Consider the following 18,223-nt stretch of genomic DNA (forward strand, 5'->3'; position numbering starts at 1 on the left):
CGCGCTTCACATTCACTTCTTACCGATCATCTTCCCGCACCGAAGAAGGATGCCGGCACAGCGCCCGCACTTCCATCTCCATATACGGAAACAACGGCAGCTGACTCAACAGGTCGTGCAGCTGCTGCACGCTTTCGACGTCGAAAATACTGACGTTCGCATACTTCCCCGCGATCCGCCACAGATGCCGCCAGACGCCTTCGTTCATCAGCCGCTGGCACATCGCCTTCTCTTCGGCCTTCAGCGTGGCCGCCTTGACCGGATCCATGTCCGCCGGCAGGCGGACGGTCATTTCCACATGAAACAGCATCCTGCGCTCCTTGTTGTCGATTCGGCGAACGGGACGGCCGCTCAGGCCTGCGCCCGCACCCGTTCGACTTCGCTCGCCGGCACGTCCTGCTTGTCCTTGAGCAGCGAGAAATCGAAGTCAATCAGCGCGAACTGCCCGTCGACGCCATACGGTTTGCCTTCCGCACCCTCGGCCTGCCTGATCTTCGGGATCAGCCCTTCGCGGGTCGCGAATGCGAAGTCGTCCCAGATATGCGGATCGCCTTCGATGTTGATCTGCGTCGTCAGCTTACGATATCCGTCCGCGGAAACGAAGAAGTGGATGTGCGCCGGACGATGGCCGTGGCGGCCGAGCTGGTCGAGCAGTTGCTCGGTCTTGCTGCCCGGCGGCACGCTGTAGCCGACCGGCAGCACGCTGCGGAAGCTGTAGCGGCCCTCGGCGTCGGTGCGGATCGAGCGGCGCAGGTTGAACGCCGGCTGCGACTGATCGAAGTACGAGTAGTTGCCCAGATGGTTCGCGTGCCATACCTCGACGAGCGCATTCGCGAGCGGCGTGCCGTCCTGGCCGAGCACCTGGCCGCGCATGATCAGCGTCTGGCCCGGATCGGTGCCGTCGTCGAGACGCGCATGGCCGACCGATTCCGGTGCGCCCGCGACATACAGCGGCCCTTCGATCGTACGCGGCGTGCCGCCGTGGAAGCCGGCCTTCTCCTCGGCCTCGTCCATCCGCACGTCGAGGAAGCGCTCGAGGCCGAGGCCCGCGGCGATCAGCCCGAATTCACGGCCGGCTTCGTTCAGGTAGTTGAGCGCGGTCCAGAACTCGCTCGGCTGCACGTCGAAATCCTCGATCGTGTAGCAGAGGTCCTTCACGATCCGGTTGACGATCGCGCGCACGCGCGGATTGCCGGGCTTTTCCGCGGCGTCGTCGAAGGTTTTCAGCAGGGCGTCGATGGCTTGCTTGTTCATCTGTGTCTCCGGTTTCGGTTGTCGTGTCGTGCGGGATCAGCGGGCGTCGCGTCGCATCCGTTCGATGCGGGCCCAGTCGAAGGTGATGCCGAGGCCGGGTGTCGCCGGCAGGTGCAGCTTGAAATCCTGGTAGCGCAGCGGCTCGACGAGGATTTCCTCGGTGAGCAGCAGCGGGCCGAACAGCTCGGTGCCCCATTTCAGCGAGCCGAACGTGCTGAACAGTTGCGCGGACGCCATCGTGCCGGCCGCGCCTTCGAGCATCGTGCCGCCGTACAGGTCGATGCCGGCCGCCGACGCGATCGATGCGACGCTCGCCGCGCCGAGCAGGCCGCCCGACTGCGCGATCTTCACCGCGAACACGTCGGCCGCGCGGTCCTGTGCGAGCGCGAACGCATCGACGGGGCCGTGCAGCGCCTCGTCGGCCATGATCGGAATGTGCGCGAGCTGCGTGAGGCGTTTCAGCCCCGCGCGATTGGTTGCGGCGATCGGCTGCTCGACGAGGCTCACGCCGGCGTCCGCGAGTCGTGCGCCGGCGCGGATCGCGTCGGTTTCGGTCCAGGCCTGGTTCACGTCGACACGCACGTCGCCGCGCTCGCCGAGCGCGCGCTTGATCGCGATCACGTGCGCGACGTCGTCGTCGACCGCGTTCGAGCCGATCTTCAGCTTGAATGCGCGATGGCGGCGTGCGTCGAGCATCGCCTCGGCTTCCGCGATGTCGCGCTGCGTGTCGCCGCTCGCGAGCGTCCACGCGACGTCGACCGCGTCGGTCGTGCGGCCGCCGAACAACTCGGACAGCGGCACGCCGAGGCGGCGCGCCTGCGCATCGAACAGCGCGGTTTCGAGCGCGCACTTCGCGAACCGGTTGCCCTGGAACAGCTTGCGCGCACGCGCCATCGCAGCGCCCGGACGTGTCGCGTCCATGCCTTGCAGCAGCGGCGCGAAGTAGGTGTCGATGTTGACCTTGATGCTCTCGGGGCTCTCCTCGCCATACGCGAGCCCGCCGATCGTGGTCGCCTCGCCGACGCCTTCGATACCGTCCGTGCATCGAACGCGGACCAGTACGAGGGTCTGGCAATTCATCGTGGCGACCGACAGTTTGTGGGGCCGAATCGTCGGCACGTCGACGAGCAGCGTCTCGATGCGTTCGATGGTGGCGGCAGTTGCTATCATGCGATTCCTCCTGTTGGTGCACATGGTAGGAATTCCCGCCCGGCGTCGTCCAACACTCTTTCCGACTACTTCCATACCTTTGAGGCATGAAATGGAATTGCGCCAGCTCCGGTACTTCATCGCCGTCGCGGAGGAGATGAACATCACGCGGGCCGCGGAGCGGCTGCACATGACGCAGCCGCCGCTGAGCCGCCAGCTCCAGGCGATCGAGGACGAGGTCGGGCTGCCGCTGTTCGAGCGCGGCGCGCGGCCGCTGAAACTGACCGACGCGGGCCGCGTGTTCTATGCGCAGGCGACGCGGGTCGTCGAACAGGCCGACGAGCTCGGCCCGCTGACGCGGCGGCTCGCGCAGTTGTCGGAGCGGATCGTGATCGGCTTCGTGCCGTCGACGCTCTATGGCGCGCTGCCGGACGTGATCCGCGCGTTTCGCGAGGCGCAGCCGGACGTCGAGCTGTCGTTGATCGAAATGTTCACGCTCGAGCAACTCGGCGCGCTGAAGGGCGGGCGGATCGACGTCGGGTTCGGCCGCCTGCGCTTCGACGACGACCAGCTCGTGCGCGAGGCGCTGATCGAGGAAAAGCTGATCGCGGCGCTGCCGGTCGGCCATCCGCTCGCCGATCCGGACCGGCCGCTGACGCTCGCGGACATCGCGAACGAGACGCTGATCGTCTATCCGAGCACGCCGCGGCCGAGCTTCGCGGACCAGCAGTTGTCCGCGCTGCGCGACGGCGCGCTCGTGCCCGCGGCCGTGCACGAGGTGCGCGAACTGCAGACGGCGCTTGGGCTCGTCGCCGCGCAGGTGGGCGTGTCGCTGGTGCCGGAAAGCGTGGAAGGCGTGCGCGTGAAGGGCGTCGTCTACCGGCGGCTGCCGGAACCCACGGCGACGTCGCCGATCATCATGAGCCGCCGGCTGCACGGCGAAAGCGCCGCGACGACCGCGTTCTGCGCGATCGCGCGGGCGATGATCGCGCCGGCGGCGTAGGGCCGGCCGTTTCCGTATCAATTGCAACTAACGGTCAATTTCACCACGCTACGCCAAATGCGGAGAGGGCATCGCGATGCGATGTCATTTGCCGTAGATGCAGGCGCGCAGCGAGCCGATCAGGCCGGTAAGGCGCTAAGGCAGCAAGGCAGCAAGGCAGCAAGGCAGCAAGGCAGCCGAGCCCGACAAGCCCGGCACCCGCCTACCGCATCCCGTCGAGCGTCTCCGACGGCGATTCGCCGAATTTCTCCCGGTACGCGATCGCGAACCGCCCGAGGTGCGTGAACCCGCAATCGAGCGCGATATCGGCGATCCGTCGCTTGGACGCCGACCCGCGCAGCAACTCCCGCGCATGCTCGAGCCGCGTCGCGCGCAGGTATTGCATCGGGCTCATCCCGCGGAACTGCAGGAAGGCGTCGCGCAGCGTCCGCTCCGGCACGTTGGCGGCCTGGACGATATCGGCGAGCTGCAGCGGTTGCGCGTAGTGCGCGTTCACGAACTCCTGCGCGCGCCGCACGAACCCCGGCGCGGGATCGAGGCGCGCGCTCGGTACCGACGGCGGGTGGCCTTCGATCAGCAGATCGATCAGCAGGTGCTCGAGCTGCGACGCGACGCGCGGGTTGGCATTCGCACGTTCGAGCAGCTCGGGCGAGCGGGCGACGAGCATCAGCTGCTGGCGCCACGCGGCGAGCGCGGCATCGCTGATGTGCAGCACGGGGTCGAGCATCGCGCGCGGATCGCCGGTCAGCGAGCCGACGGTCGCGGCATCGATGCGCAGCACGAACTGCTCGCAGTCGGCGGAGAGCACCGCGTCGAAGCGCTCGCCGGGCGCGCACAGCACGCCCGTCTGCCCGTCGACGCCGAGCCGGCGCCCCATCGCGTGGACTTCCGCCTGCCCGGACAGGCAGAACATCAGCAGGTAATAGCCGTCGACGGCGTCGACCTGCACGCGCATCGCGTCGCCGAACGCGATGGTGCCGATCCCGAGGCCGCCGAGCCGGACGAAATCCATATGCGATGCGCCTTGCACGCGCCCGCTCGGCAGCAGCGCGTGCGGCTGCATCACGCGCGAGATCCGCTCGCGCGTCTCGTCGAGATCGCGGGATTCGAACAGCCGGTGCGCGCGCAGCGCAAGCGGCTCGAACGACGTTGGGGACATGGGCATCGGCCTTGGTGTGGACGCGCGCTTCGATCCGACGAATGGGTCGCGATCGTGCGCCGGGTCGCGTGTGTCGCCATGCTAGCGCAGAAATCCGCCGAAAGTGGATATTGCGCCGCCGCAATCACACTTTCCGGATAGACGCCGAATATTAGCTTTTCAAAAATCGGCTCCATGGAATCAACGAAACGGAACCACAAGGAGTCCGACATGGAGCAGACAGAATCGCCCGTCGTATTCGCCACGCGTGACGACGCGTCCGATGTGCGCTTTCCGCACGAAGACGGTTCGCGCGTGCCGTACAAGGTGTTCAGCTCGCGCGCGGTCTACGATCGCGAGCAGGAACGCATCTTCCGCGGGCCGACCTGGAATTTCGTCGCGCTGGAAGCGGAAATCCCGAACGCCGGCGACTTCAAGAGCACGTTCGTCGGCGATACGCCGGTCGTCGTCACGCGCACCGAGGACGGCACGCTGTCAGCCTGGGTGAACCGCTGCGCGCACCGCGGCGCGCAGGTCTGCCGCAAGTCGCGCGGCAACGCGAGCTCGCACACGTGCGTCTACCACCAGTGGAGCTTCGACAACCAGGGCAACCTGCTCGGCGTGCCGTTCCGGCGCGGCCAGAAGGGGATGACCGGGATGCCGGCCGACTTCGACCCGAAGCAGCACGGGCTGCGCAAGCTGCGCGTCGACAGCTATCGCGGGCTCGTGTTCGCAACCTTCAGCGACGACGTGGCGCCGCTGCCCGAATACCTGGGCGAGCAGATGCGTCCGTGGATCGACCGGATCTTCCACAAGCCGATCGAGTATCTCGGCTGCACGCGCCAGTATTCGAAGTCGAACTGGAAGCTGTACATGGAGAACGTGAAGGATCCGTATCACGCGAGCATGCTGCACCTGTTCCATACGACCTTCAACATCTTCCGCGTCGGGATGAAGGCGCGCTCGATTCCCGATGCGAACCACGGGCTGCACAGCATCATCACGGTGACGAAGACGGGCGACGACACGTCGGCCGCGTACAAGCAGCAGAACATCCGCTCGTTCGACGAGGGTTTCCATCTCGAAGACGAGTCGATCCTCGATCTCGTGTCGGAATACGACGAGGACTGCACGAACCACATCCAGCCGATCTTCCCGCAGCTCGTGATCCAGCAGATCCACAACACGCTGGTCGCGCGCCAGATCCTGCCGAAGGGGCCGGACAACTTCGAGCTGATCTTCCACTTCTTCGGCTACGCGGACGACACGCCCGAGCTGCGCGCGCTGCGCATCAAGCAGGCGAACCTCGTCGGGCCGGCCGGCTACATCTCGATGGAGGACACGGAGGCGACCGAACTCGTGCAGCGCGGCACGGTGCGCGACGCCGATGCGACGTCGGTGATCGAGATGTCGCGCGGCAACCCTGACCAGCAGGACACGGTGATCACCGAAAGCCTGATCCGCAAGTTCTGGGTCGGTTATCAGAAGCTGATGGGCTATTGAAGCGGGAGCGCGGAACGATGGAAAACCTGACGGAAGACATGAAGACGTGGTTCGAGATTTACATGCTCCAGAACCGCTACATCGGCCACCTCGACAACGACCGGCTCGAACGCTGGCCGGAGATGTTCACCGAGGACTGCACGTACGAGATCGTGCCGAAGGAGAACGCGGATCTCGGGCTGCCGGTCGGGATCGTCCACTGCACGAACCAGCGGATGCTGCGCGACCGCGTGGTGTCGCTGCGGCACGCGAACATCTTCGAAGAGCACACGTACCGGCACATGACGTCGGGCCTCACGATCGTCGCCGAACGCGACGGCGAGATCGACACCGAGAGCAACTACGTGGTCGTGCAGACGCGCAGCAACGGCGAATCGAACGTGTACCAGGCCGGCAAGTATTACGACACGGTCGTGCGCACGCCTGACGGGCTGCGCTACAAGACCAAGCGCGTGATCTACGACACGTCGCGCGTGCAGACGCTGCTCGCCACCCCGATCTGACCGATCCGACAGCCAAGGAAACGACATGACCGAAGCAACCCTCGCCGAATGGCACCCGCTGGGCACATTCGACGAATTCTCCGAAGACGAACCGGCGGCACGCGTCGCCGGCCAGAAGCCGATCGCGGTGTTCCGGATCGGCGACGAACTGTTCGCGATGCATGACCTCTGTTCGCATGGTCACGCGCGCTTGTCCGAAGGCTATGTGGAAGACGGCTGCGTCGAATGCCCGCTGCACCAGGGGCTGATCGACATTCGCACGGGTGCGCCGAAATGCGCGCCGATCACCGAGCCGGTGCGGACCTATCCGATCCGGATCGTCGACGGGCAGGTGGAAGTCAATGTCGGCTGACCCGTTCGTGATCGTCGGCGCCGGCCACGCGGCGCGGCGTACGGCCGAGGCGCTGCGCGCGCGCGACGCCGACGCACGCATCGTGATGATCGGCGCGGAGCGCGAGCTGCCGTACGACCGGCCCGCGCTGTCGAAGGACGCGCTGCTGTCGGACGGCGGCGAGCAGCGCGCGTTCATCCGCGACGCCGCGTGGTACGACGCGCAGCGCATCGAGTTGCGGCTCGGCTCGCGCGTCGACGCGATCGACCGCGCCGCGCAGCGTGTGCGGCTCGATAACGATGCGACGGTGCCGTACACGCGGCTCGTGCTCGCGACCGGTTCGCGCGTGCGTGCGTTCGGCGGGCCGGTCGACGAAGGCGTCGTCCCGCATTACGTGCGCACCGTGGCCGACGCGCGTGCGTTGCGCGCGCAGCTCGCGCCGGGGCGTCGCGTGGCGGTGCTCGGCGGCGGCTTCATCGGCCTCGAAGTGGCGGCCGCGGCGCGCCAGCTCGGTTGCGACGTGACGGTGATCGACCCGGCTGCGCGCCTGCTGCAGCGTGCGTTGCCGGAAGTCGTCGGCGCGTATGCGCGGCAACTGCATGACGCGCGCGGCGTGCTCTTCCAGATGGCGACGCTGCCGCGCGCGATTCGCCGCGCCCCGGGCGGCGGCGCGATCGTCGAGACCGATCGCGGCGACGTGCCGGCCGATATCGTGGTAGTCGGGATCGGCGTCGTGCCCAATGTCGAGCTCGCGCAGGCGGCCGGCCTCGAGGTCGACAACGGGATCCGTGTCGATGCGGGATGCCGGACGGCCGATCGCGCGATCTTCGCCGCCGGCGAGGTGACGATGCACTTCAATCCGCTGCTCGGTCGCCACGTACGGATCGAGTCGTGGCAGGTCGCGGAAAACCAGCCGGCCGTCGCGGCCGCGAACCTGCTCGGCGCGGACGAAACCTATGCCGAGCTGCCCTGGCTGTGGTCCGATCAGTACGACTGCAACCTGCAGATGCTCGGGCTGTTCGGCAGCGAACGGACGACCGTCGTGCGCGGCGATCCCGCGAGCGGGCCGTTCACGGTGTTCGGGCTGGGCGACGACGGGAAGATCGTCGCGGTGGCCGCGGCGAACCTGGGGCGCGACATCGGCGCGTCGCGGCGGTTGATTGCGGCAGGGGCCGTGCCCGATCCGGCGAAGCTTGCCGATCCGGCGGTGAACCTGAAGACGTTTCTCTGAGGCAACGCGCGAATGCGGCCGGGGCGGCCGTGTTCGCGTCGGATCGCTCAAACGCAGGAGGAAACCCGTTCGGGACAACATTCCCGGCGCGCGCAATGCGCTCGGGTTTGTCGCGGGCCGGCGATCGGTGCATATTAGCGGCATTGCCGTTTCACCGGTCGCCCATGACGACAGACAAAGCCCTCGAACTGAAACGCAGCAAGCGCCGCGCGCTCTGGCTGCTGCTGGCCGCCGTCGCGGTATTCGTCACGACGATCCTGCTGCCGCGCGGCCCGTGGGTCGACGGCTTCAAGGCGGTGGCCGAGGCTGCGATGGTCGGCGCGCTCGCCGACTGGTTCGCGGTCGTCGCGCTGTTCCGCCGCGTGCCGATCCCGTTCGTGTCGCGCCACACCGAAATCATCCCGAAGAACAAGGACAAGATCGCCGACAACCTCGCGGTGTTCGTGCGCGAGAAATTCCTCGGCCCCGACGCGCTCGCCGCGCAGATCCGCCAGCACGATCCCGCGCAGAAGCTCGGCGCATGGCTCGGCGAGCCCGCGAACACCGACGCGCTCGGCGGCTACGTGACGAAGCTGATGAGCTTCGCGCTCGACATGACCGACGACGCGCGGATCCAGTCGTTCGTGCACGACGCGTTCCGCGCGGTGATCGACCGGATCGACCTGTCGCAATCGGCCGGCGCGATCCTCGACACGCTGACGAAGGACGGCCGCCACCAGGCGCTGCTCGACGACGCGATCGAACAGGTGGTCGACGTGCTCGACAAGGAGGAGAACCGCGAGGTGATCGCGGGCTTCATCGTCGAATGGCTGAAGACGCAATACCCGAAGATCGAGAAGATCATGCCGACGCAGTGGTTCGGCGAGAACGGCGCGCGCATGCTGGCGAGCGCGGTGAGCAGCGTGCTCGAGGGCGTGGCGGCCGATCCCGAACACGAGCTGCGGCAGCGCTTCGACCGCACGGTCGTGCGGCTGACCGAGCGGCTGAAGCACGACCCGGCGTTCATCGCGAAGGGCGACGAGATCAAGCGCTACATCCGCGATGGTGACGCGTTCAACGACTACGTGCGCGATCTGTGGGACCAGTTGCGCGCATGGCTGAAGGCCGATCTCGCACGGCCCGATTCGACGCTGCACCGGCAGGCCGCGACGCTCGGCGGCTGGCTCGGCGCGCGGCTCGCGGAGAGCCCGGCGCTGCGCGCGTCGCTGAACGAGCACATCGAGAAGGCCGTGCACGAGATGGCGCCGGATTTCGCGGATTTCCTGATGCGTCACATCCGCGACACGGTGCGCAACTGGGATGCGCGCGAGATGTCGCGGCAGATCGAGCTGAACATCGGCAAGGACCTGCAGTACATCCGCATCAACGGCACGCTGGTCGGCGGGCTGATCGGGCTCGGGCTGTATCTGGTGTCGCTGGTGCCGCGCTGGGCCGCGGAGTGGCTGCATTGATGCGGCCCCGAGCGTCGAGCATGTGGCGCGGCATCGTGTGCCGCCGCATCACGCGTGCGCTTTCGCGCCGTGCAGTTGCAGGCCGAGCGCCTTGATCACCTTCAGGATCGTGCCGAAGCTCGGATTGCCGTCGTGCGACAGCGCCTTGTACAGCCCTTCGCGCGACAGGCCCGCGTCGCGCGCGACCTGCGACATGCCGCGCGCGCGGGCGATCACGCCGAGCGCATGCGCGATGAAGGCCGGGTCGTCGCCGGCTTCCTGCAGGCAGGCCTCGAAGTAGTCGGCCATGTCGTCGTCGGTCTTCAGGTGTTCGGCCGAATCCCACGGCCGGGTCTTGATCTTGTCCATCGGTTACTCCAGATCGAGCCGCTCGAGCATCGCGTGGGCGGCGCGGATGTCCGCCTGTTGCGTCGACTTGTCGCCGCCGCAGAGCAGGATCACCCATATCGTTCCGCGCCTGACGTAGTGGACGCGATAACCGGGGCCGTGGTCGATACGCATTTCGACGACGGGCGAGCCGGCGGATTTCCAGGCGCCCGGAGTGCCCATCGACAGGCGGTCGATGCGGGCCTGGATGCGCCGCCTGGCGACGCGATCCTGCAGGCCGGCAAACCACGCGTCGAAGACATCGGTGGTCCGGATACTGAACGTAGGGGCACTGTAGGGCATGGATCTCGGCATGTCAACCATGGTTCACAGGTTCGATGAATGAAATTGGCTTGCCCCCGACGATAGGGCCGCGCGCGCCGCTTGAGGTCGAATTGGCCGTCAGGCCGACCCTTTCGCGCGGCCGGACCCGGCCATTCGGCCGAAGTCGGAATTCCGCGAATCCGTCTACAATCAAAAACGTCCTTGCCGCCCGCGCGTGCTTGCCGCGCGCGGGTGAATCCGTTTGTCCTCCTGCACAGGGAGGCGCCGCTGTGCGTTGCACGGCGGGCAGTGCCGTGGTCAGTGTCCAGTAGGTAAAGCGTCCGCGTGCCGTAGGCCGGCGCGCGTTCTGAACGTCGCGCGCCCGTAAGCCGGCCAGGCGGCATCAACCGAGAGTCCCCCATGAAAGCATCGGATCTGTTCGTGAAGGCGCTGGAAGCCGAAGGCGTCGAGTACGTGTTCGGCATTCCCGGCGAGGAAAACCTCGATCTGCTCGAATCGCTGCGGCGCTCGAAGATCAAGCTCGTGCTGACCCGGCACGAGCAGGCGGCCGGGTTCATGGCCGCCACCTACGGCCGCCTGACGGGCCGCACCGGCGTGTGTCTCGCGACGCTCGGGCCGGGCGCGACCAACTTCGTGACGGCCGCCGCGTATGCGCAGCTCGGCGGCATGCCGATGCTGATGATCACGGGGCAGAAGCCGATCAAGTCCAGCAAGCAGGGCCACTTCCAGATCGTCGACGTCGTCGACATGATGCAGCCGCTCACGAAGTTCACGCGGCAGATCGTGTCGATCGGCAACATTCCGTCGGCGGTGCGCGAGGCGTTCCGCCGCGCGGAGGAGGAGCGCCCGGGCGCCGCGCACCTCGAACTGCCGGAAGACATCGCGCACGAGGAGGGCGACGGCAAGCCGATTCCGCGCAGCTACAGCCGGCGGCCGGTGGCGGAGGAGAAGGCGGTCGCGCACGCGGTCGACGCGATCCAGGCCGCGCGTCACCCGCTGCTGATGATCGGCGCGGGCGGCAACCGCAAGACGACCTGCAAGATGCTGCTCGAATTCGTCGACAAGACGGGCATCCCGTTCTTCACGACGCAGATGGGCAAGGGCGTGATCGACGAAACGCATCCGCTGTGGCTCGGCAACGCGACGCTGTCCGACGGCGACTTCGTGCACCGCGCGATCGAGCACGCGGACTGCATCATCAACGTCGGCCACGACGTGATCGAGAAACCGCCGTTCTTCATGCGCACGGACGACAAGACCGTGATCCACGTGAACTTCCTCGGCGCGCAGGTCGATCCCGTCTACTTCCCGCAGATCGAAGTGGTCGGCGACATCGCGAACGCGGTGTGGCAGATGAAGGAAGCGGTGACGCCGCAATCGCACTGGGATTTCGAGCGCTTCAAGATGATCAAGGCGCATTTCGACGCGCACCTCGAGAAGGGCCAGCACGATCCGCGCTTCCCGATGTACCCGGTGCGGATCGTGAACGACTTGTACAACGCGCTGCCGGTCGACGGGATCGTCTGTCTCGACAACGGGATGTACAAGATCTGGTTCGCGCGCTACTGGCGCGCGCACGAACCGAACTCGCTGCTGCTCGACAACGCGCTCGCGTCGATGGGCGCCGGCCTGCCGTCGGCGATCGCGACGAAGATCGTGCATCCGCAGCGCAAGGTGATCGCCGTCTGCGGCGACGGCGGCTTCATGATGAATTCGCAGGAACTCGAAACGGCCGTGCGGCTGAAGCTCGACATCGTCGTGATGATCCTGCGCGACGATGCGTTCGGGATGATCCGCTGGAAGCAGGAAAACATGAACTTCCCCGATTTCGCGATGACGCTGAAGAACCCCGATTTCGTGTCGTATGCGCAGAGCTACGGCGCGCACGGGCATCGCGTCGAAGCGGCCGACGATCTCGGGCCGCTGCTGCGCGACTGCTTCGCGACGCCGGGCGTGCACGTGATCGACGTGCCGATCGACTATTCGGACAACGAGCGCGTGCTCAACCGCGAAATCAAGCGCCTGTCGGCGCAACTCTGAATCCGCCGTTCACCGGAAGGAGCGTTCCATGCTGAAGGATACCTATCCGTACTATCTGGCCAACGAGGCCGTCTACGCGAACACCGATCTCGAAGTCACCGACAAGTTCAGCGGCAAGGTCGCGACACGCGTCGCGCTGGCCGACGCGAAGGCGATCGATGCGGCCATCGGCGCGGCGGTCGACGCCGCGAAGCCGATGCGCGAGTTGCCGGCCTACAGGCGGCAGGCGGTGCTCGACCACTGTGTCGCGCGCTTTCGCGAGCGCTTCGACGAGCTGGCCGAGGCGCTGTGCATCGAGGCCGGCAAGCCGATCAATGATTCAAAGGGCGAAGTGACGCGGCTGATCGATACGTTCCGCGTCGCGTCCGAGGAGTCGGTGCGCATCGACGGCGAAGTGATCAACCTCGAGATCTCGGCCCGCGCGCAAGGCTACACCGGCTATACGCGGCGTGTGCCGATCGGCCCGTGCTCGTTCATCTCGCCGTTCAACTTCCCGTTGAACCTCGCCGCGCACAAGGTCGCACCGGCGCTGGCCGCTGGCTGTCCGTTCGTGCTGAAACCCGCGAGCCGCACGCCGATCGGCGCGCTGATCATCGGCGAGGTGCTCGCCGAAACCGACCTGCCGAAGGGCGCATTCTCGGTGTTGCCCGCGCATCGCGACGGCGCGGACCTGTTCACGACCGACGAGCGCTTCAGGCTGCTGTCGTTTACGGGCTCGCCCGCCGTGGGCTGGGCGCTGAAGGAGAAGGCCGGCAAGAAGAAAGTCGTGCTGGAGCTCGGCGGCAACGCGGCGGCGATCGTCGACGCGGACCAGCACGACCAGCTCGACTACGTGGTCGAGCGTCTCGCGTTCGGCGCGTATTACCAGTCGGGCCAGAGCTGTATCGGCGTGCAGCGGATCCTCGTGCATGCGGACCTGTACGACGCGCTGCGCGACAAGCTGGTCGCGAAGACGCGTTCGCTGAAGATGGGCGATCCGAAGGATCCGTCGACGTTCGTCGGCCCGATGATCTCGGAATCCGAATCGCGCCGCCTGTCGGGCTGGATGGATGCGGCCGTCGCGGCGGGCGCGAAGATCGTCGCGGGCGGCAAGGTCGACGGCGCGATGTTCGAGGCGACGCTGCTGGAAAACGTCGGCCGCGAACAGGACCTCTACCGGAAGGAGGCACTCGGTCCGGTCGCGATCCTCGAGAAGTTCGAGCGCTTCGACGATGCGCTCGCGCGCGTCAACGACAGCGACTTCGGCCTGCAGGCGGGCGTGTTCACCGATTCGCTCGCGCATGCGCAGCGCGCATGGGACGAACTGGAGGTGGGCGGCGTCGTGATCAACGACGTGCCGTCGTTCCGCGTCGACAACATGCCGTATGGCGGCGTGAAGGATTCGGGGCTCGGCCGCGAAGGGATCCGCTACGCGATCGAGGACATGACCGAGCCGCGCCTGATGGTCGTGCGGCGCCGCTAGCGCGAGAGGCGCCGCATGACGGCACGCGGGCGGGCGCATCGCGCCGGCCCGCGTGCCGTTTTCGTTTCGGCGCACACCGACGGATCGCGGCGATGTCCGCCGTGCGCCATCGTCGTGGCAATGCGGGCCGCGCCGGCCGAACGCGCTCGACTGCACGCATCGCATCGTGATGTAATCGCGCGAAATGGCCAACCGGGGTACGACACCGGCTGGCGTGCGCATTCATTCCTCACGAGGTCGATTCATGTCCCCCGTCTCGGCATTCAAGCTGGTTCTGTTGTCATTCCTCGCGATCGTTGCGCTCGAATACATCGCCAAGCGGTTGCGGTTGCCGCCAGCGGCCGCGCTGCTGATCGGCGGCATCGGCATCGCGTTCATTCCCGGCCTGCCGCCGATCAACCTCGATCCGGAGCTCGTGCTGCTCGTGTTCCTGCCGCCGCTGCTGATGGACGGCGCGTATTTCACCGTGTGGGAAGAGTTCAAGCGCAATGTGGGCGGCATCCTGCTGCTCGCGATCGGCGCGGTGGTGTTCACGACGTTCGCGGTCGGCTTCGCCGTGCACTGGGTCGTGCCGTCGCTGCCGTGGGCCGCGTGCTTTGCGCTCGGCGCGATCGTGTCGCCGCCCGATGCGGTGGCCGCGAAGGCGGTGCTCGAACGCGTCGCGCTGCCGCGCCGTCTGATGGTGCTGCTCGAAGGGGAGAGCCTGCTGAACGACGCGGCGGGCCTGGTGCTGTTCCGCTTCGCGGTCGCCGCCGCGCTGACGGGCGCGTTCAGCCTCGAGCACGCGGTCGTGCGTTTCGCGGAACTCGGGCTCGGTGGCGTCGTGGTCGGCTTCCTGGTCGGCAAGCTCGTCGTGTGGTTCCTGAAGCTGCTCGACGACGACTACCTGGTGGTCACCGTCGCGGTGATCGCCGGCTGGATCGCATACATCGCGGGCGAGATGGCCGAGGTGTCGGGCGTGATCGCGACGGTCACGACCGGCATGATCGTCGGCTGGCATCAGCACGAGGTGTTCTCGGCGGCCGTGCGCACGCGCGGCACCGCGTTCTGGCAGGTCATCGTGTTCCTGCTCGAAGCGCTGGTGTTCGTGCTGATCGGGCTGTCGCTGCGCGGCGCGATCCACCGGCTCGGCGGCTTCGAGCAGGTGCTCGCCACGATGATGCCGGCCGTGCTCGCGGTGCTGGCGGCCGTGATCGTATCGCGCTTCGTGTGGATCTATGCCGTCGAGGTGCTGAAGTGGCCGGTGCGCGGGATCGTGCGGCGCGGCGGCGCGCCCGACTGGAAGGCCGCGACGGTCATGAGCTGGGCCGGCATGCGCGGGGTCGTGACGCTGGCGATCGCGCTGTCGTTGCCGGAGGCGCTGCCGGGCCGCGACGTGATCCTGGTCGCGTCGTTCGCGGTGATCCTCGTCACCGTGCTGCTGCAGGGCACGACCATCGGGCCGCTGATCCGGCTGCTGCGCCTGCCGCAACGCGAAGAGCGCGCCGCGCATCACCTGACCGAGCCGCAGACGTGGGCGCATATCGAGGCAGCGCAGCTCGCGGCGATCCAGCCGCTGGTGCGCGACGACAGCGGCAACGTGATTCATCCGCGCCTGCTGGAGCAATACACGTATCGTGCGGAGCTGACCGAGCGGGCGAAGAACGAGCCCGAATATCCGGCGGAGGTCCGCGTCGCGCACTACGACGTCGTGCTGGCCGCGATCAAGGCCGGGCGCGCGGAGCTGCTGCGCCTGCATCGTACGGGCCGCATTCACGACGAGATGCTGCACATGGTCGAGCGCGATCTCGACCTGCAGGAAGTGTCCGCGCAGCACGCGCGCGGGTAACCGGCCGCGCGGTCGGGCGTGAGCGCACGGCCGCCTTGCTGCGCCACCGGCGCCGGCCGGCGGCGTTCGATGCGTGCCGCGTCGCGGCCGATCCGGTGGCGGCGCGCGCTTTTCTCCTCTCCACCTTCCCCATTCCGTCGCATCGAAATCCGGTCCCGATACGTTCGACGGGCGGCCTTGCAGCGCATGCAAACCTCATGGCGGCGGCTTCGCAAACGTTGTCGTCTTTCGCGCCAGGAAATGATCTGATTTATCTGAATTCCGCTCTCTCACCATATTTGGCAAAACTAAACCGGAAGGAGATAGATGCTGTGTTCTAATTTCATTTAGAATCAGCCGGTTATCTTTATTGAGAGAAAGCGCGCGGAGGTAATGCGACCGTCGTCGGGGTGAATTCGGCGTTCGGATCCCCGCGAGGCAATGCCGACAGGCCAGTTCGGCAACACAGGCGGATTTCTCTGCCGCCATGTTTTAAGATGGCGTCCAAGTCGGATAAACAACTCCTATGAAAGAATCAATTGGAGATTTGGCGTTTGAAACGGTATTTATGAAAGAATCCAGCGGTGAAAATGCGCCGGATTGTCTCGAATCGGGGCTATCGGTTCTGCTCGTCGACGATCAGCCGTTCGTCGGCGAGGTGATCCGTCGCGCGCTGCGCAGCGAGCACGATATCGACCTGCATGTGTGCACCGACGCACACCGGGCGATGGCGGTCGCGCGCGACGTGAAGCCGACGGTCATCCTGCAGGATCTCGTGATGCCGGACATCGACGGCCTCGACCTCGTTCGCGCGTGGCGCGCGAACGCCGACACCGCACGCGTGCCGATCATCGTGCTGTCGGCGAAGGAAGAGCCGATCGTCAAGCGCGAGGCGTTCATCGCCGGCGCGAACGACTATCTCGTGAAGCTCCCGGACGCGATGGAGCTGACCGCGCGCATCCGCTATCACTCGAATTCGTACCTGATGTCGCGGCAGCGCGACGAAGCACTGGATTTCCTGTCGCACGACATGCGCTCGCCGCAGACCTCGATTCTCGCGCTGCTCGAGGTCTACCGGACCGAGCACGGCGACATGCCGGCGATCATGGAGCGCATTGCCGGCCACGCCCGGCGCGCGCTCGCGCTCGCCGACGGCTTCATCCATCTGACCCGCGCGCAGTCGGAACGCCGCGCGCACGAGGTCCTGAGCCTCAATGAGATCGTGCTCGACGCGGTCGACCAGCTGTGGGAGAAGGCGGCCGGATTCGGCAGCCGGGTCGTTGCCCACGTGCCCGGCACCGAGTGCGTGACGATGGGCGACCGCATGATGCTCACGCGCGCGGTCGCGAACCTGATCGACAACGCGCTGAAATACGGCCCGGCCGGTACGGACGTGCATTGCACGCTGAGCGACGATGACGGTGCCTGGCTGATCGGCGTCGAGGACGCCGGCTCCGGCATCGCGCCCGAGCAGCGCACGGCCGCGACCGAGTCGTTCGTGCGGCTCGAATCCGCGCATGGCGCGGCGCGCGGCGGCTTCGGCCTCGGGCTTGCGTTCGTCCGCGCGACGGCCGCGCGGCATCGCGGCCAGATCCTGATGCGCAATACGGCGCGCGGCTTCATGGTCGCGCTTCGGCTGCCGGCACAAGCGGAGCGATGATTTCGCGGCGCGGCCCGCCGGTGCCGCGTTGCCCGCAGACCCCGATGCGCTCGTGGCGCGCCGTCCGGCGCGCAGGCGGGCGCGGATTTTTTCAACGCTGATTTTAGAAAGCCCATAACGAACATGGCCACCGTGACGCCCCGCGCGACCAATGAAAGCCTGCACACGACGAGCGGCGCCGCCCGGCTGACGCTCGGCAACCGTATCCTGATCAGCTTCGGCGTGCTGTTCGTGCTGATGCTGGTGATGGCCGGCGTGTCCTACGAGCGCCTGCGCGCGATCAACAGCGAAGCCGTCAGCATCGAACGCGATTCGCTGCCCGGCGTCTATCTCGCGGCGTCGCTGCGCGGCGCGGTCAACGAATCGTTCACGGCGCTGCAGCAGGCGACGTTCGTCGACACCGATCCCGAACTCGTGCAGCGCGATTTCGCGAAGATCGGCGAGGCGCTCAAGGAGGTCGAGTCGTTGTCGGTCGACTACCAGAACACGACGTTCCGCGATGACGACCGCCAGCGCTTCGCGACGTTTCGAGGCGCCTTCGACCGCTACCTGCCGCTGCTGAACGACGCGGTGCAGAAGAGTCGCGTGTCGCGCGAAGAGGCCGTCGCCGCCTATGCGAAGGTGCAGCCTTCATGGGCCGAGGTCGTGCGCAACGCGAATATCCTGGTGCAGGAGAACCGCAAGTTCGCCGACCAGTCCGCGAAGCTGATCCGCGAATCCGTGCAGGACACCGAGGTCGTGCTCGCGACCGCGCTGGCGATCGTGCTGCTGTCCGCGCTGGGGCTGGGCTACGGGCTGTACCGTTCCGTCACCGTGCCGATGACGCGGCTCGTCGAGGTGCACGACGTGATGCGTACCGGCAACCTGACGCGCCGCCTCGACCTGCGCCGCCGCGATGAATTCGGCACGCTCGAGACGGGCTTCAACCGGATGGCCGACGAGCTGACCGAGCTGGTCGCGCGCGCGCAGCAGTCGTCGCTGCAGGTGACGACGTCGGTCGCCGAAATCGCGGCGACGTCGCGCGAGCAGCAGGCGACCGC

The 18,223-nt window shown here is 66.9% G+C and carries 17 protein-coding genes; 11 read left to right on the plus strand and 6 right to left on the minus strand.

What is annotated here, in order from left to right; translation table 11 throughout:
* Positions 1-19: 19 nt before the first annotated feature.
* Genes catC through DIE04_RS12350 form a run of 3 tightly spaced genes read right to left on the minus strand, consistent with a single transcriptional unit; the run spans position 20 to position 2,424 of the window.
* Positions 20-310 carry a muconolactone Delta-isomerase gene (catC, locus tag DIE04_RS12340; protein WP_044847557.1) on the minus strand — a complete coding sequence of 97 codons (291 nt, stop codon included), beginning with the start codon at positions 308-310 and terminating at the stop codon, positions 20-22.
* A gap of 41 nt (positions 311-351) precedes the next feature.
* Positions 352-1,254 carry a catechol 1,2-dioxygenase gene (gene catA / locus DIE04_RS12345; RefSeq protein WP_044847556.1) on the minus strand — a complete coding sequence of 301 codons (903 nt, stop codon included), beginning with the start codon at positions 1,252-1,254 and terminating at the stop codon, positions 352-354.
* Between the two features lie 36 nt (positions 1,255-1,290).
* Entirely contained in the window at positions 1,291-2,424 is a 1,134-nt protein-coding gene (locus DIE04_RS12350; RefSeq protein ID WP_124488773.1) for a muconate/chloromuconate family cycloisomerase, read from the minus strand.
* 91 nt (positions 2,425-2,515) lie between these two features.
* On the opposite strand from DIE04_RS12350, the gene DIE04_RS12355 reads away from it, so the two are divergent.
* The gene (locus DIE04_RS12355; RefSeq protein WP_044847554.1) at positions 2,516-3,406 is read left to right on the plus strand and encodes a LysR family transcriptional regulator; all 891 of its coding nucleotides are present in this window, start codon (positions 2,516-2,518) and stop codon (positions 3,404-3,406) included.
* 202 nt (positions 3,407-3,608) lie between these two features.
* Here the strand turns inward: DIE04_RS12355 and andR are convergent, their stop codons facing one another.
* Complete coding sequence (andR, locus tag DIE04_RS12360) at positions 3,609-4,565, minus strand: anthranilate 1,2-dioxygenase regulatory protein AndR (RefSeq protein ID WP_124488772.1); 957 nt, start codon at positions 4,563-4,565, stop codon at positions 3,609-3,611.
* 210 nt (positions 4,566-4,775) lie between these two features.
* On the opposite strand from andR, the gene andAc reads away from it, so the two are divergent.
* From andAc to DIE04_RS12385, 5 genes are all read left to right on the plus strand, one after another.
* The gene (gene andAc, locus DIE04_RS12365; protein ID WP_044847583.1) at positions 4,776-6,047 is read left to right on the plus strand and encodes an anthranilate 1,2-dioxygenase large subunit AndAc; all 1,272 of its coding nucleotides are present in this window, start codon (positions 4,776-4,778) and stop codon (positions 6,045-6,047) included.
* Between the two features lie 17 nt (positions 6,048-6,064).
* Positions 6,065-6,550 (plus strand): anthranilate 1,2-dioxygenase small subunit AndAd, encoded by a 486-nt coding sequence (andAd, locus tag DIE04_RS12370; RefSeq protein ID WP_044847552.1) that lies wholly within the window; start codon positions 6,065-6,067, stop codon positions 6,548-6,550.
* 25 nt (positions 6,551-6,575) lie between these two features.
* A complete protein-coding gene (gene andAb, locus DIE04_RS12375; protein WP_044847551.1) occupies positions 6,576-6,902 on the plus strand; it encodes an anthranilate 1,2-dioxygenase ferredoxin subunit AndAb in 327 nt (108 codons plus the stop codon).
* A complete protein-coding gene (gene andAa, locus DIE04_RS12380) occupies positions 6,892-8,112 on the plus strand; it encodes an anthranilate 1,2-dioxygenase system ferredoxin--NAD(+) reductase (protein WP_124488770.1) in 1,221 nt (406 codons plus the stop codon). Before andAb ends, andAa begins: the two co-directional genes overlap by 11 nt.
* A gap of 164 nt (positions 8,113-8,276) precedes the next feature.
* Entirely contained in the window at positions 8,277-9,563 is a 1,287-nt protein-coding gene (locus DIE04_RS12385; protein ID WP_124520320.1) for a DUF445 domain-containing protein, read from the plus strand.
* Between the two features lie 48 nt (positions 9,564-9,611).
* On the opposite strand, the gene DIE04_RS12390 is transcribed toward DIE04_RS12385, so the two are convergent.
* Together DIE04_RS12390 and DIE04_RS12395 are read right to left on the minus strand one after the other, a co-directional pair.
* Positions 9,612-9,911, minus strand: a complete 300-nt coding sequence (locus DIE04_RS12390) for an addiction module antidote protein (RefSeq protein ID WP_006750245.1) — start codon at positions 9,909-9,911, stop codon at positions 9,612-9,614.
* 3 nt (positions 9,912-9,914) lie between these two features.
* Positions 9,915-10,232, minus strand: coding sequence for a type II toxin-antitoxin system RelE/ParE family toxin (locus DIE04_RS12395; RefSeq protein ID WP_124523764.1), 318 nt, complete (start codon positions 10,230-10,232; stop codon positions 9,915-9,917).
* 381 nt (positions 10,233-10,613) lie between these two features.
* On the opposite strand from DIE04_RS12395, the gene DIE04_RS12405 reads away from it, so the two are divergent.
* The 5 genes from DIE04_RS12405 to DIE04_RS12430 form a co-directional block, all read left to right on the plus strand.
* On the plus strand, positions 10,614-12,254 hold the full coding sequence (locus tag DIE04_RS12405) for an acetolactate synthase large subunit (RefSeq protein ID WP_044847547.1): 1,641 nt from the start codon (positions 10,614-10,616) through the stop codon (positions 12,252-12,254).
* Between the two features lie 28 nt (positions 12,255-12,282).
* The gene (locus tag DIE04_RS12410; protein ID WP_124573038.1) at positions 12,283-13,716 is read left to right on the plus strand and encodes an aldehyde dehydrogenase family protein; all 1,434 of its coding nucleotides are present in this window, start codon (positions 12,283-12,285) and stop codon (positions 13,714-13,716) included.
* 244 nt (positions 13,717-13,960) lie between these two features.
* Positions 13,961-15,544, plus strand: coding sequence for a Na+/H+ antiporter (locus DIE04_RS12415; protein WP_044847545.1), 1,584 nt, complete (start codon positions 13,961-13,963; stop codon positions 15,542-15,544).
* Between the two features lie 505 nt (positions 15,545-16,049).
* Positions 16,050-17,183, plus strand: coding sequence for a hybrid sensor histidine kinase/response regulator (locus tag DIE04_RS12420; protein WP_044847544.1), 1,134 nt, complete (start codon positions 16,050-16,052; stop codon positions 17,181-17,183).
* Positions 17,184-17,306: 123 nt separating this feature from the next.
* Positions 17,307-18,223 (plus strand): methyl-accepting chemotaxis protein (locus DIE04_RS12430; protein ID WP_148091649.1); only part of this gene is annotated, 917 nt, incomplete at its 3' end.

Source organism: Burkholderia sp. Bp8994, assembly GCF_003853805.1.
In the GTDB taxonomy this organism is placed as follows: Bacteria; Pseudomonadota; Gammaproteobacteria; order Burkholderiales; family Burkholderiaceae; genus Burkholderia.

Excerpts from the sequence above, each read along its gene's own strand:
- andAd (WP_044847552.1), top strand. The coding sequence starts at position 6,065 with ATGGAAAACCTGACGGAAGACATGAAGACGTGGTTCGAGATTTACATG.
- DIE04_RS12415 (WP_044847545.1), top strand. The coding sequence starts at position 13,961 with ATGTCCCCCGTCTCGGCATTCAAGCTGGTTCTGTTGTCATTCCTCGCG.
- DIE04_RS12390 (WP_006750245.1), bottom strand. The coding sequence starts at position 9,911 with ATGGACAAGATCAAGACCCGGCCGTGGGATTCGGCCGAACACCTGAAG.
- andAb (WP_044847551.1), top strand. The coding sequence starts at position 6,576 with ATGACCGAAGCAACCCTCGCCGAATGGCACCCGCTGGGCACATTCGAC.
- DIE04_RS12405 (WP_044847547.1), top strand. The coding sequence starts at position 10,614 with ATGAAAGCATCGGATCTGTTCGTGAAGGCGCTGGAAGCCGAAGGCGTC.
- DIE04_RS12410 (WP_124573038.1), top strand. The coding sequence starts at position 12,283 with ATGCTGAAGGATACCTATCCGTACTATCTGGCCAACGAGGCCGTCTAC.
- DIE04_RS12355 (WP_044847554.1), top strand. The coding sequence starts at position 2,516 with ATGGAATTGCGCCAGCTCCGGTACTTCATCGCCGTCGCGGAGGAGATG.
- catC (WP_044847557.1), bottom strand. The coding sequence starts at position 310 with ATGCTGTTTCATGTGGAAATGACCGTCCGCCTGCCGGCGGACATGGAT.
- DIE04_RS12350 (WP_124488773.1), bottom strand. The coding sequence starts at position 2,424 with ATGATAGCAACTGCCGCCACCATCGAACGCATCGAGACGCTGCTCGTC.
- andR (WP_124488772.1), bottom strand. The coding sequence starts at position 4,565 with ATGTCCCCAACGTCGTTCGAGCCGCTTGCGCTGCGCGCGCACCGGCTG.
- DIE04_RS12385 (WP_124520320.1), top strand. The coding sequence starts at position 8,277 with ATGACGACAGACAAAGCCCTCGAACTGAAACGCAGCAAGCGCCGCGCG.
- andAc (WP_044847583.1), top strand. The coding sequence starts at position 4,776 with ATGGAGCAGACAGAATCGCCCGTCGTATTCGCCACGCGTGACGACGCG.
- catA (WP_044847556.1), bottom strand. The coding sequence starts at position 1,254 with ATGAACAAGCAAGCCATCGACGCCCTGCTGAAAACCTTCGACGACGCC.
- andAa (WP_124488770.1), top strand. The coding sequence starts at position 6,892 with ATGTCGGCTGACCCGTTCGTGATCGTCGGCGCCGGCCACGCGGCGCGG.
- DIE04_RS12395 (WP_124523764.1), bottom strand. The coding sequence starts at position 10,232 with ATGCCCTACAGTGCCCCTACGTTCAGTATCCGGACCACCGATGTCTTC.
- DIE04_RS12420 (WP_044847544.1), top strand. The coding sequence starts at position 16,050 with ATGAAAGAATCAATTGGAGATTTGGCGTTTGAAACGGTATTTATGAAA.